Source organism: Bradyrhizobium erythrophlei (assembly GCF_900142985.1).
Taxonomy (GTDB): Bacteria; Pseudomonadota; Alphaproteobacteria; order Rhizobiales; family Xanthobacteraceae; genus Bradyrhizobium; species Bradyrhizobium erythrophlei_B.
In genome coordinates, this window is the sequence record NZ_LT670849.1 from 44,257 (window position 1) to 57,904 (window position 13,648).

The 13,648-nt window shown below is 53.6% G+C and carries 12 protein-coding genes; 3 read left to right on the plus strand and 9 right to left on the minus strand.

Going from position 1 to position 13,648, the window contains the following annotated elements; genetic code table 11:
- Positions 1-104: 104 nt before the first annotated feature.
- A complete protein-coding gene (locus tag BUA38_RS00185; RefSeq protein ID WP_072815723.1) occupies positions 105-1,259 on the minus strand; it encodes a GNAT family N-acetyltransferase in 1,155 nt (384 codons plus the stop codon).
- Positions 1,260-1,630: 371 nt separating this feature from the next.
- Positions 1,631-2,269 (minus strand): acyltransferase, encoded by a 639-nt coding sequence (locus BUA38_RS38415; protein WP_072815725.1) that lies wholly within the window; start codon positions 2,267-2,269, stop codon positions 1,631-1,633.
- 621 nt (positions 2,270-2,890) lie between these two features.
- Here BUA38_RS38415 and BUA38_RS00195 point away from each other — a divergent pair.
- Positions 2,891-3,643: a metallophosphoesterase gene (locus tag BUA38_RS00195; RefSeq protein WP_156898339.1), complete on the plus strand. Its 753-nt coding sequence runs from the start codon at positions 2,891-2,893 to the stop codon at positions 3,641-3,643.
- A gap of 142 nt (positions 3,644-3,785) precedes the next feature.
- On the opposite strand, the gene BUA38_RS00200 is transcribed toward BUA38_RS00195, so the two are convergent.
- Positions 3,786-4,922: a hypothetical protein gene (locus BUA38_RS00200; protein ID WP_244553157.1), complete on the minus strand. Its 1,137-nt coding sequence runs from the start codon at positions 4,920-4,922 to the stop codon at positions 3,786-3,788.
- Between the two features lie 410 nt (positions 4,923-5,332).
- Entirely contained in the window at positions 5,333-5,800 is a 468-nt protein-coding gene (locus BUA38_RS36390; RefSeq protein WP_156898340.1) for a hypothetical protein, read from the minus strand.
- A 378-nt stretch (positions 5,801-6,178) separates the two neighbouring features.
- On the opposite strand from BUA38_RS36390, the gene BUA38_RS00210 reads away from it, so the two are divergent.
- Positions 6,179-7,003 carry a Hint domain-containing protein gene (locus BUA38_RS00210; protein ID WP_244553158.1) on the plus strand — a complete coding sequence of 275 codons (825 nt, stop codon included), beginning with the start codon at positions 6,179-6,181 and terminating at the stop codon, positions 7,001-7,003.
- A gap of 322 nt (positions 7,004-7,325) precedes the next feature.
- Here BUA38_RS00210 and BUA38_RS00215 read toward each other — a convergent pair whose 3' ends face one another.
- The 4 genes from BUA38_RS00215 to BUA38_RS00230 form a co-directional block, all read right to left on the minus strand.
- Complete coding sequence (locus BUA38_RS00215) at positions 7,326-8,186, minus strand: hypothetical protein (RefSeq protein WP_072815735.1); 861 nt, start codon at positions 8,184-8,186, stop codon at positions 7,326-7,328.
- Between the two features lie 336 nt (positions 8,187-8,522).
- Positions 8,523-8,780, minus strand: a complete 258-nt coding sequence (locus tag BUA38_RS00220) for a hypothetical protein (protein ID WP_244553159.1) — start codon at positions 8,778-8,780, stop codon at positions 8,523-8,525.
- Between the two features lie 73 nt (positions 8,781-8,853).
- Positions 8,854-9,165 (minus strand): H-NS family nucleoid-associated regulatory protein, encoded by a 312-nt coding sequence (locus BUA38_RS00225; protein WP_072815737.1) that lies wholly within the window; start codon positions 9,163-9,165, stop codon positions 8,854-8,856.
- Between the two features lie 935 nt (positions 9,166-10,100).
- The gene (locus BUA38_RS00230) at positions 10,101-10,997 is read right to left on the minus strand and encodes a hypothetical protein (protein WP_072815739.1); all 897 of its coding nucleotides are present in this window, start codon (positions 10,995-10,997) and stop codon (positions 10,101-10,103) included.
- Positions 10,998-11,236: 239 nt separating this feature from the next.
- On the opposite strand from BUA38_RS00230, the gene BUA38_RS00235 reads away from it, so the two are divergent.
- Positions 11,237-11,779, plus strand: coding sequence for an NUDIX domain-containing protein (locus BUA38_RS00235; protein WP_072815741.1), 543 nt, complete (start codon positions 11,237-11,239; stop codon positions 11,777-11,779).
- Positions 11,780-12,452: 673 nt separating this feature from the next.
- Here the strand turns inward: BUA38_RS00235 and BUA38_RS00240 are convergent.
- Positions 12,453-12,770: an H-NS family nucleoid-associated regulatory protein gene (locus BUA38_RS00240; RefSeq protein ID WP_072825677.1), complete on the minus strand. Its 318-nt coding sequence runs from the start codon at positions 12,768-12,770 to the stop codon at positions 12,453-12,455.
- Positions 12,771-13,648: the final 878 nt, after the last annotated feature.

Consider the following 13,648-nt stretch of genomic DNA (forward strand, 5'->3'; position numbering starts at 1 on the left):
GATCACAGAACCACGCGACTATCCCGCGGCCCTCACCGGATGGTTACGAGATACGCGAAGCCGGGGACGAAGCGCTGTCCTTGGTGGCGGCGCTTGACGCAAAGCTATTCGTGGTCCCGATGAATTGTTCTGGTAAACGCCCCCAAGACGTCCGGCACCATGCTCTTCTTCATCGCATGAACAAACCCGTGCGACACACGACCTCGCCACGAAGGCGACAACCATTGAGCTTCCATCAACGACACCTCCATCGGCCGCCAGCGGAGTTTCGATTGATCGCGTCCCGTTGAAAGATTGATCTTTTCAATTCCGTGACAAATGGCCCACTTGATGGCCTCGACCTTACACGTCGTCATAACCGAGTACTTGCTCATCTTCGGGTGATAGCCCGAAAAGTAGAGGTATAGGTGGTCGCCTAGCACAAAACCGATTCGAGATGCCACGACCTGTCCTTCGACCAACAGTTCGAACAACCTGGCAGAGCCTAAACGTGAGGCACAACTCATATATTCGAGCACGAATTTTCGCGCTGCCAAAGGCGCGAACACATCGGCGTGGCTCGGGGTGCTCGGCGCACGCGCGCGCAAACTGTGCAGCTCGAAAAATGTCTCCAGCCGTGCCTCTATCTCGTCTGCCCGCTCGGTTACCCTAAACTCGTATTGAAGGTTGTCGCGCCGCAACGTTGTATAGCATTTTCGAATTGCCTCCTTGAGGTTACGCGGAAGACCTTTTTTGAAAACCTCCCAGTCATAGCCAGGCTCAATGAGGAAGTCCGGAACCTGCCGAGTCCAAATTAACGGCGTGCGCCTAGCAATCACTTCGTGGGCTGGCCCGTGCTCCACGAACCCTGATAGCTCGACCCAGTCCCAATCTTTGGCTCGGGCCTCCAAATGACAAAGAATTGCGTCAAGCACTCGGCCCTCGTCAGAGCGGCGGCAGCACAACCCTCGCACCTCTGTTACGTTCGGATCGGCGCCGAAAAACTGAAGGTGTCTGGCGCGCACTGGGCCCATGGCCGGGCGCTCGGTCAGCATCATCGGCGCCACCGCCAGCAGCCGATCCCCGTCGAACACCACGAAACTTTGAATGCGGTCTGCCACGGTGCGCCGGTTCTCGGCGAAGTGCTTCCACCACAGCAAATTCCAGTGCGGCCCGGTAAACGGCAATCGGGGGAACGTCTGTTCGTCTAAAACCTGCCACGCTGGAGCAATCGCTTCCAGCAAACTTAGGCTCTCGACGACATTTACCTTCACGCTCACGTTAGCTTACCAGGTGACATCATTGCGACCTGCGTAGAGCCCCTCAAGTGTAAAGGTTTGAACCAACATGATCGCAATTTTCAGCATTAATCGTAATAGTGTTATTTTCTTTGCGCGACACCCAGATTGACGCAGGTCGAGGTTATGACAATGAAGGTGCGAACGTGGCGAAATGCCGCAATACGCGTCGCAGTTGGGGTTGCCGATTCTTCCCGGAGTAACAGACTTTGACAGCTTAACTGTTTCCGAGCCCGAGCAAAATCCTACACACAGCGGCCCCGATCTGTGAAAGCCTCGTTCGTCAAAGCGGCCATGGCAACTGCCCTCCTCCGCCATGGAGGCCATCTATTAAAGCGTCTGAATTAATCGTTTTAGGAATTCGCTCTACCACTAACGTTTGAAACCGAAGAGCAGGCAACATCATCCCTCTCTCCTGTTGCAAACCTCCGCACAATCCGAGCAGGATTTCCAACCACTAGGCAATTGGCAGGAACGTCTCTTGTCACCACACTGCCTGCTCCTATGACGGCGCCATTTCCAATAGAAATTCCGGGGAGAATAATTACCCGCGAGCCGATCCATACGTGGTCACCGATGATAACTGGAACTGCGGGCGGCGCCAACTCGTGCTGTTGCAGGGGATGCTCGTTCCTGTCCACGATAAGTGTGTAATGGCCCAGCAGACAGTGGCGGCCGATTTCGACATGCTTGTATGCCGAAATCGATGAGCCGTAGTTAATAAATGTATGATCGCCTATCGAGATGCGAGCTCCTGGGTGAGCGACGAATTCGAGCGGCACCACATCTCCTACTAAGGTAATGCTCTGCCCAAATTCCACACGTCCGTCGCCTTTGAATCGAATGCGACCGAAAAGCCTTACAGAGATTGGGACTCGCGCCTTTGCCCGAATTCGAAACTGCGCGTTGATGAGCGCTGCGGCAAGGCGCCGATCGCAAATGACTTGTATAAATTTCTGAAAGAGCGCTCGAGTGCCTACAACACTTCTCATGAATCCAAGCCGGTCCAATTACACTCTGAACATCACGAAACTCATGGAATGGCCGCGTATTCGCTATCTTGCATAATTTGCCGTTTCTGACCATCGAAACGTTAACCAATGCAGCCGCTTAGTTAGCCTGCAAAACGATACGCAATCCTCGAGATATTGCAACAAATGCCATGCGTTAAGATAACCTGATATGGTTATCTTGATCTACATCATCGCTGATGTGTCGCTGTGTTTTACATGAAAGGACCATCGGCTTGCGCCGATCCCGTGATAAGGAGTGGAGCGACTTAGCGAGTGAAAGGACGCGCTAGTTATGGCGGCCGCTAATCCCGCTCCTTACGCAAGCGCCGTAGCGCGTTTTCGGCAAAAGCGCCTTCCCTGAACAGGCCCTCACAAGAGTTGTTTGCTTCTCCCCCGGGCCGCTCCCGCCTCGTACAAAGCAGCGCGCTTTAGGATCTGAGCTGAAATGCTACGATGCCGAGCAATGCAAAAAGTAAAGCAACTCGCACGCCTGCACCCCGATCACCTCAACTGGCCGACGACCTGTTAACTACTTGATCGACGCCACCTGTCATGATTTGAACATGAGGTGCCACTCGGTACCACTTTCGGATTCGTCTCATGCTTCGCTTTTGGCAATCACGCAAGACGGTGAAACCGCCCCAACTCCCTGAGGGAGTACGCATCTATGCGTTCGGCGACATTCACGGACGTGCGGATCTGCTTAAGGAAATGTTCACCGTCATCGATCGCGACCTAGCGCATAATCCCATCAACCGTCCGATCGAAGTTTATCATGGTGACTACATTGATCGCGGACCAGATTCCGCACAAACTCTAGACCTCCTCATCGAGCGAGGCCGAAATCGGATGGCCGTGTTTCTCAAGGGCAATCATGAAGCCTACTTTCTTGAAGTTCTCCACGACGCGACGAAATTCGAGGACTGGCGGCAATTCGGCGGCCTGCAAACCCTGATGTCGTACGGCATTCAGCCCTCACTCAAGGCAGGTGCCGCTGGACAGATAGAACTGATACAGTTGCTTAACAATGCTCTGCCGGACGAACACCTTCAGTTTCTCTGCAGCCTCCAACCTTCATTTGAATGTGGCGACTACTTTTTCGTTCATGCCGGCGTTCGACCGGGAGTCCCACTAAACGAACAACAAGAATCGGATTTGCTCTGGATCCGGAATGACTTCCTAGATAGCGACGCGGATTTCGGTAAGTTTGTCGTTCATGGTCATACCCCGGTCCGCCAGCCTGAGAAGCGGAAAAATCGCATCAATATCGACACCGGTGCCTACGCAAGCGGTAATTTGACCGTGTTGAGGATCGAGGGCAGCAGCATGATGCTCGCAAGCAATACGGATTGATTGCGAGGAGGCCTCTTTGATTTTGCGGATGAGACCCGGTGACGGTAGCGGTTCGATTTTGAAGCTTGCCTTCGCCATCTTCAACTCGTTGGAGAAAACTCTATCGCAAATGTGACGGCCGCACCGTTTCCCCGCAACGAGCCTATCCTTTGATCGCAGAGGGTTGCCCAATCGGGCATTCAGAGTAGAACTGCCCATTTGAGGCGGCCATTCGCTCCAGGCAGTGTTTCGGATTCGTAATCGCTCCACCGACGCTGAAGTCGTAGGCTTGGCCTTTCAACACCAAAGCATAACGTCCCGGCGCCAGCGCCGTTTCCGGATCTTCGCCCTTTACTTCGTACATATCGGGTTGATCTTTTTTTGGCGCAGTCCGGTACGGAATTGAAATATTCCGTATCACCCAACTGTCGTCAGATTTCGAAGTGACCGGCTTGCCTGCCTGGTCGAAGCTGATTTCACGCGCAATCTTGGCGACCACGCGAACCTCTGCGTGGTCGGCTGCATTGGTTGCGGAATCCCGGCGGAATACGACGAACTCGACATGCCCATCAGGCAGTGTCGTCCGACTCGGCGTCAGGATGGCGGCCGAAATCGCCACACGAGGGTCTGGTGCGCGGCCAGGCAGCAACTCCAGTTCGTAAAGCTTGTCGGCACTGATCGCGTACACGCCGTAGACCGTTGGCGTAAGAGGCGATCTTGCCGGCGCGGCGACGGTGACCGACGCAGTTGCTTGGGGAACCTCAGCCGGCGTCTCTTTCGGCGCCTGTCCCGCGAGCGAAGCGACCAGGCGACGGGCCTCCTTCCGCAGCTCATCGATCGAGGCACTCTTTTGCTTCGCGACGAATACGAACGAAAGTATGATCGCGAGAACCAGGAGGAGACGAACGGGCGCGATGAACCGGCGGGCTTTGTCCTGTTGCATCAAGGTCGTTGCCGAATTGACCTCGCGGGCCGGCCCAGCTAATCGCGGAACTTGCCCCTGTCCTAGAACGGCCTCCTGACGGGATCCCGGCAGGGTCTCCTGCCCCTTGTCGATGGTGAAAGCTTCGACGCCCCGTATCGCAACTTCTAGCGCATCCGAAAGCCGCTCGATATCTGGCTCGGCGCCGAACTGTTCTTTCAGCTTGTGCCGTGCGAGTTCATAGACCGTTGCGCGCAGATGCTCTGGATCGGTCTTGATCGACTCGATCATGCGATTGATGACGAGTGCGAATTCCACCTCGGGAACAATCGCCTGCCCGACGTCGTGGCTTCGTGACCCCTGCATCTCCCCGCCCACTTCGCGTTCGGCCCCCGACCCGCTTCCGCACTATCCCGATAGACGACGCGGCAGCGCCTGCCGCGCGACCTAACGAACGTCGTTCCGAGACACCGTCCTGCGGCGACAATCCAACCTAGCACAATTTATCGCTCAGCTCGAACGATTATTCCTTGGAACATCAAGGGGATGCGACGCAATACTAAAAAATTGGTGGCGATCGTCATCGATTCGCAAGTCCAGCGGACGATCTTACACTTCGCCGAATGTGAGATTTTAAGCTCTCGAGACCTAACAGGGCAACGGTTGTCAAAACCGTTGCGCGCGAGTTTCGATCGCATCACCACCAAAAGCGAATGAATGTGTCTGGCCAAAGGCAGGCGCGGGACGCTCGCAACAATCGACACTCGTCGAGATCGCAGGAATTACGCTTACTGCGCGATACTGCTGGTGACGGCGGGCGCGTCGTTTTTCTCTACTGGCGGCGGCTCATTCTTCTTCGGCAATCCGGAATAGTCGAGATGCATTCCGTTAATCTGACACGCGAGTTTGCCTAATCCCGTTGAGATATTAAAGCCGTTAGCATGGGATATTTCGATAGTTGAATATTCATAGAATACGCCAGCTACATTTTTCTCTCCAAGAGGCATGTTCATCAATCGGATGGAGAGCTTGGTCACACTGCTTGCCCCGCCCGACCCAAAACAATTAAACGAGCATGCCCCCCCAGCGGCGCAGGAATACTGCCATTCGAAAGCGGCCTCGGACCCAACGGGATAAGTCGAGCTCATTTCCGCGCGCCCTGCATCCTTGGCGAGCGAAGCCCCCGCGAGTGGACCGCCTACGAGCAAGACGCCACTCAAAAACAGACTGAGAAAACTCTTTGAAAGTCTGACCATCTAGGTACTCGCAGTTTACTTTCCGCTAACCTACTGCCTTTGGCGTCCGCTTGCTACGGCTGATTTGAGCCATAGCGACAGATGCTCAACTGGCTTAGTTTTCCGCAGCCCATTCTTGCACGCTTCAGACGGACCGATCGGCTGTCCCAGTCGAGCGTAGACGGTTCTGAATTCCATCTCGAAGACTTGCTAGCTGCACGCGGCTTGATCATCTCAGCCGGAAAGGCCTTCATTCGCGATGCCGGTCTGGAACTAACCTTAAAAACGGAACTCAAAATGGAACTCTGCTAAAAAGTGGTTAATTCTATTTAAATGTGTTCACTCACTGATTTTTATGTGTTTTTGTATTGGCCTAAATCTTTCAAGCTGAGGTGCACTTTGGAAAACTCATCGCGCAGACGCTTCATAAAGGGTTCCGCAAATCTAGCAGGAAAAATTGCAGCCACGGGGATGGTAAGTCTGCCTCTGCTTGCATCGATGTCCAAAAAAACGCGGGCAATGGGTCCCGGTAATTGGCCTGATTTCAACCCTCCGGGCGGCAATCGCCCCGCAGGAGGAGGACATTGCTTCGTTCGCGGAACGCTCATTCGAACTCCCGAGGGTGAGATTGCGGTTGAGGATCTAACAATCGGCGCTCTCGTTGAGACCCTTAATGGGCCATTACCTGTCAAGTGGATTGGCCGGCAACGGTTCAGAAAGGACAGCGCCTCATGGCACTGGAGCGTAGCTCCTATCCGTGTCGCGCGCTTTGCCCTGAGCGATCAATATCCGCACCGCGATTTGTATCTTTCTCCTCACCACAGCCTTCTTATTGATGGCTTTCTCATTCCTGCTCAATGGCTGGTGAACGGAAGGTCGATTGTACTAACATTGGATGACCGCGACGTCGTTGACTACTTCCACATTGAGTTAGAAACGCACGAAGTTGTTTTTGCCGAGGGGGCTCCCGCGGAGACTTTGCTGGTCACCGACGACCGTGAGCACTTCGCGAACTTTGCAGAATACGAAAGACGGTATGGAGCCGAGGTAGGCCGCGCGATGAAGCCGTTTGCCCCTGTTCTCGAATATCAAGGTGCTCGTGGCGAACTGGAACGGCTGCTTCGATGGGCCGTATCGCCTGTCCTCGATATTCGTGATCCAATCCAAAAAGCCCGCGCTCGAATTGCAGCTCGAGCCCGTGCGATTGAAACGGAAGTTTGTTGACGACCTCTCGAGCGGTGGCCATCACCTGGCTAGATGGCCGCCGCTCTCCGGCTTTTAACTTAATAGACTAGTCGCCGCTTGCCGCAAAGCGCGCGCTGCAGCCGCATACCGTGGACGCGGCGCCTGATGCTTTGCTTTGCCGCCGATTGGCGGGATCCGCTGCGGCGCTCCTTACACCCGCCTCCAATGCTGGATGATGTCTACGGCGATACCGCATATCGACTCCCTCGCAGAAATCGCCAACAAGGTTTGGCTTTGAAGCGTTACGATTTTTAGACTCCGGACGGCTATGCTGCTCCAACGCCTCTGCAATCCGGCCGAGTCAGTTGCTGTCGTTACCCGTTTGGCAAAGGAGCCAGCGGCTGAGTTCGCCGTTCTTAAAATATCTGCAAAATCGGGTGTAGTGATTTTTTCCAAAAACATCTGAATAGTATATCGCACCCCAAACGAGATAGAGTTTGGTTCCTGCCCGAAACTCCTCGAGTTCCGCTTCTTTAAAAGTTCTGGTGATCGGATCTGATGCAGCGATGCCCCCGCCGAGAGCGACCGTGGGCTCACTGTCAGCATTGTATGAAGCTGAATATGCGCGTGGCGGTTTAATGTCCGATCCAGCAGAGGGAATAATCACAGCATCGACCAGGGTTTTAAGACCCAGGGCAGGCGTCTGGCCAACATTTTTGTAGTTCAGGCTTGATGCCATGTTTTTTTCGAACGCGTTTTGCGTCGAGATTCCGAGGACGCTGACATAGGCGCGAAGTTGGTTGCGGGAGGTTTCCGCGGCCAGATCATAGTTTTTTTCGGTCGCTTCGGCCCGCCTGTTCGCAGCAAGTATTGCGTATCGGGATACCTCAATACTGTCGCTTACAGACTTGGCTTGTCGAAGAGCAAAATCGTGCAATTCGTAGATCGACCAGGCAATCCAGGCGGTACAGAAAATGGAAACTAAAGTGGCTGCCATCGACCATTTGGCGAATTGCTCCAATCGAGTGGTGGATCCCATAAGTGGGTTCACCTCGGGCAAGGAAGATTCGGTCTCAGGCTGCTCCTGCTTCTCTTGCTCAGCGTGTCGGTCCTTGAACGACGAATGAGAGGCTACAACCTCTAGAAAGGACGGCCGGGAACCAACAAGAAAAGCCGGCGGATTGGCTGCCGGTTTCGGACCGTTGTTGTCGGCGGTAGTCATTGAAACGGTGTCTCAATCTGTGTCCCGATCGAATTCTACAATACCCGAGCATGTTTACCGAGTATTCGGATACCATTTTGAGTCTTTGCGCCCAAAAGCAACCATTCCATTGAGCACTGTCGCTTGGGCGCGGATCTGATGGATTATGGGGTGACGTCCAATCGGACGAAAGGGCAACTCTCGCTGAAATCGCAATAGCGGCGAGTTCGATTTGCTCATCATGGACAAGGCACCGGTCACGATAACAAGCTATTCATGACCTTCTGGCGCTACGACGGCTTTCGATAAATCTACGGGGCTAATCCCTGGGGGACTGCAATGGTGGATTCCCGGCGATTACTTCGACACGTTGGAGTCGGCCTCGCCCATTGTTCCGCCGTTCTTGACGCACTTACTAAAATAAGCCTGTGCATCCTTGCCAGATCCCTTTGCGCTCCCTGCGGCGGGATTGCCGATTACGCGGGGAGGAAATGCCTCGGCCATCAGCGCTTGGCACTTTTTGGCGAGTTCGACCGTGATGGCTGAGGTGCCACTCATTAGCGGTAAAGAGGCCAGAAGGAGCAGCGTTGCCGTTGTGAGCGTCCGGCCTATCATGGTGAATCGCCTTGACTGAGGGGCACAATTCTGCGGCTCCTGCGACGGTCACATTCTATCGAGTTTAACACTTTTATCGGCTGATCAGAAAATGCTCGAGTCTTTTGCCAGCCTTAAGCTGCGCCTGCACCCAGTGGGGTCGTTTTCCGCGGCCAGACCATTTTTCGGCGGGATTTTTTGGGTTCTGATATTTCGGGTGCACTTTGGGATAGGCACGACGGGGCCGATCGGACCTAATCGTGTTATCGGAGTTTTGAAGCTTGCGTAGACGCTCTTCGAGCTTTGCCTTTTCCTCGCCGATTTTGCGAGCCAGCGTCGACGTCACCTGTTCGTGCAAACTCCATAGCTCATCGATGTCCATGGAATCGAAATCTTTGTTTTTCATTAAAGCGCCTCTAGTCGTCCTCAGGCTACCGTTCTCGCACTCTGCGGCCGGACGTAAACATAACTCGAAGTTAGAACCTGGGTTTGATTCGAAACAACGAAAAATGTCATTATCGGGACGTCAAAAACTCTAGTTGAGCCCCGCTGACCACACGGTTGGAAGCGAATAAATAGTTTCGCTTCTCTAGAAGTGGCCTAAACTTCTCAAATTATTGATCAAATAGCACGGCTTGTGAAAGCAACACGCGACCCAGAGTTGAGCCGCCATTCGCTCTCAATTGCTAAATCAGTGCACCACAATAACAACAATGTTCCTGTGTGGCCCAATTGTTGTCGGCTGAAAAAATGTCTCCCGGGTGACGTTCTCGAAAACCTAAGGTTCCACGCTAACATCTGCTATACTTTTTCAGACCAGAATCCACAGACGACTACCCACAGGCCGTCAGACGGTGATCGAACGGAGGTTGGCTTTGAGTTCGAACAAGGTTGCAAGGTTGCTCATCCTATCTGTCCTAGCTACTACGGTTGCAACCTGGTCTTCGGCCGAAGACGGAGGTCTTAGGAGCGGCAGTTCCTATGGACGAAACGTTCACAAGCCAGACTCCGTCAGAAACGGCCTAGTCGTTGGCGGGATCATCCTAGACGGCTATGGGTACGGCGGCGAGGCTACTAACATGAATGGGCCTAGCAACGGCGCCGGGAACGCCGACGGGTATGGTGAGTGGTACGGAATTTCTTCCACTCACCGTGAATGCCCTCTCTTCCGGCAGCGTGTTCTGACGCCCGATGGATGGCAAGTTCGGATGGTTCCGGTCTGTTAGAGAATGAATTCGGACACCTTAAGCAGCTGATGAAATAAACTCACGGAACATTGCGTAGGATCGAAACGAGCCCTGCCGATGCGCTAAGAAATTTTCGCAGCTTAACGTGAAAATATCACGCCAACTCGAACCGTTTTCGAAGCTCAGCCACAAGAAGCGGCAGGGCTTTTCTGTAGAAGGACGCCTTCGCAGAGGTCGTCGCTCTTGGCGCGAAGGTCATCATCGCGTTCCAATGCGCTCCAAACCCGTACACGGTCAGATCGATACCGGTCCCGGGGAAACCTTCGATCTGTCGAAGTCCCCTGAAAATATGCTCGGAAATCTCTTCCGCGCTCTTCGACAGTTTTGGTCCTGTGTTCTCGGTGAAAGAGTCAGGGCCTCCGAACAGGCCGATCTCGACAACCGAAGCAACGTCGTCTCCGGCAAAAACCGGGTTACCTTGACCGGCTGTCCTTTCATCGAGTGGCACGGTTGCCTTGCGCGGGGCGGGAGTATCGTCGGTTTCAAGCTGGTCTACCGAAGGCGCCGTCGAAACAGAACGATTTTCGACTTGCTGGGTCTCAGCCTTTGTCTCGATTTGTAGCAGTTTCTCGATTTCATCCGCGATCTCGGCTGCGGTGGCATCTGCCATGGCGGTCGCGTCAGTCGACAAGCGGACGTCAAATTTTTGAACTGAGAAACTGTACGGAGCGACTACATTCTCTCCATAATCACCTATTGGTTGCGCTGCGACTAAAAGCGCCTCCGGGGCGGCACTGCCTTCCGTCCGGATCTGTGCCGCACCGTTGGACAGCTGGTCGATATCTGCCTTGGCCGACGTTCCGAGGCGGAATGTTACGTGCCTCGGTCTTTTCCGAGGGACGCGGGTTTCAGTCAAACTGGCTGCCCAATTTTCCATAATCCGCCGGACCTGCCCGATCTGGACAGGCACCGGCTCAGCCCCTTTTTTATCGGCGCTGACTGTTGCCTTCCTGACAAAGCTTAGCAGCGACTGTTCATCTTCGTCGTTCACTTTTCTCAAGATCCCAAAATCATCATGTTAGAGGTAAAAAGATAGCCAAAGAGCCTCAACCTGCCTGGATTAGGCTGGCTAGCTTTTTCCGATAACATGGCGAGACAGTATGCGCCGTAGCCGAGCCGAGCTAAAGATGCAATCGCGCGGTATAGGCGTGACCTCTGCGAAAGCGCGGAGCACGCTGTGAGCCAAGACGAGACGTTTAAGGCCATCCGAGATCGTTCAGCTGGAGGACCATGCCGATATCGCAATATCTGAAAACCCTTCGTGCGAAGATCGGCCGCGATCTCGTAATGCTTCCGGCGGCTTGTGTCGCGATCATTGATGATCAAGGACGGCTGCTTATGGGGAAGGAAGCGGAGACTGGCCTTTGGATGCTTCCAGGCGGCGCGCTCGATCCAAACGAAAGTCCGGCTGATGCGGCTATCCGGGAATGTTTCGAGGAAACCGGGCTCCTGATTGAAATCACGGGAATGATCGGTGTCTTTGGCGGCCCGGAATTTCTGGTTCGATATCCGAACGGGGATGAATGCTATTACATTTCGACGGCGTTCCGAGGCACCGTCATCAATAAATCAGGCGTATCGGGCGACGGTGAGCTAAGTGAAATTGGCTATTTCAGTGAGGCAGAGTTTGAAAAGCTGGCAACATCGCCGCAAACCAAACTCATCGTGCGGACGGCCTTCACCAACTCCAACGTCCCATTCTTTCAACCTCCGACGTATTCAGCCGTAAACTTAGAAAATATAGTGCCCCAGACGATAAAGGATCTCGGCTAGGGCGGCGTGCGATCAGGTTACGTTCGCTGTTGCTTGCGCCGTTGCAGATCAGGTTGAACTGCCGATCTCAAGCCCCACACCATCCAAAAGGCGGCATACCTGCCGCCGTCGATGATCTCCGTCTAGCGGCAATTTGCTAGTCACCGCTCATAGAACCGCGAATTACCGAACTGGATTGACCTGAGGCTTACCCTGTGATGCCACCTCCCCTCCTTGGTTCTCCGCCCGATATCTGTCAAATAGTCAGACGATCCCCACAGTTGAACGAAACAACTCGCCCTCGCGGAAGCGCCAACGGCCGCGCAAGCAAATGCCGTACTCTCCCTGGACGGGGAGGACCGCATCATCGGGGACAGGTTTCTGAAGATAAGGGGCGTCTCATAAGTGACTTGGTCGAAGATCGATGAAGGCGCACTCGACGGGATCCGTTTGGCCGATTGCGTTTAGCATTTTGGAGACACAACGCACGCCTTAAGGCAATTATCTCTGCCATCTCCTGCTCAAGACTAAGCAACATACTGATGCGACGCGAAATAACCTCGATCTGAACTGACATTAAAAATACCTCGTAATATTGCGAGGATAGAATAACACAAAAACATGAACATCAGTGTACACTTTTGTGCAGCGCCAGATTACACCGGCTCACGTCGTCCGCTTTGGCACGCCGCGATCAAGTCGACGCTTTCGCTATCAGGAAGTCATTCAGCTTTCTTCCCGACCGAATTTGCTCCCTTACCCAACCCGGTTGTTTGCCTCGTCCTGTCCATGTCTCGCTCCGATTTTTTGGATTGCGATACTTAGGGAGAACTTTCGGGTAAGGACGCCTTTCGCGGGTTCCTTCATCCCTGGCAATAGAACCAAGCCTTCGCAGCTGGCCCTCCAGCTTGGCTCGTTCTGCCGCCATCTTGGAACTGAGCTCACCGACCACCGACTCGTGCAGCTGCCAGAGTTCGTCGACGGTCATCATTTTTAGATTATACTTCGTCATTGATGCTCTCGAAAAAAGATATGCGCTAGCTAGTTTTATAAAGTCCCTCTGATGCTCGTCTCCATTAACATGGGCGAATAGCATCTGGTCGTCATTTTGCAAGGCCTGATGTTGATCAGAATCTATCGACATTCATTGAACTATAATTGCGTCGCGTTAAATGCTTGGACGAACGCGCCAATCTTACTGCTCAAACTGAACATTTGCGGCTTATCCGGTTGCGAGACGGCAGCGAGCTCTCATCCGATGCGGCCGCTTACTGGGATAGCTCGATACTGCGCATGGAGATCGTATTCCGGGGATATTGGGACGACTCCGACTAGGGGCCAAATATCTCGCGGCTCGACTCTCGATCCCGACATTGAAACGATTAGAGATATCGCTTCCGCTCTATCTTACACCTTATCTTTCGTGCGAGACGGCCACATCGCACGTCAGGCGCAAGCGTATGATTTAACAACGCTTTTCAGATGCGATTTTTCCAGGACGATGAACTAGGCCGTGGCTCGTCCGATTAACCGGCAGCGCTGACATCAAGCTTAACGCGTAGGTTTCATTGCGACGACATCCGGCTGCGGTATTAGAATTGCAAGACCTATTTTGGAGGGGATCGCGCGACCACGTGGGGTGGCCATTCTCAAGCCAGTGACATTAGACCGTTTTGCTCAACATCTAACCGCTTGCGAGCCCGGTTTTTCTGCCGAAAGCAACAACAAACAGCAGTTCGATGGGACACCTTTGCTTTACCCTCTTTTGAGCCAAACGAATATTTCAAACCGTGCCCAACAATGCGGATTGCGGCAACTTTAAGCATCTTTGACTTCAAAGGGTTTTGTTATGAACAATGACGTCAATTTTCAAATGGTCTGCGACACCTG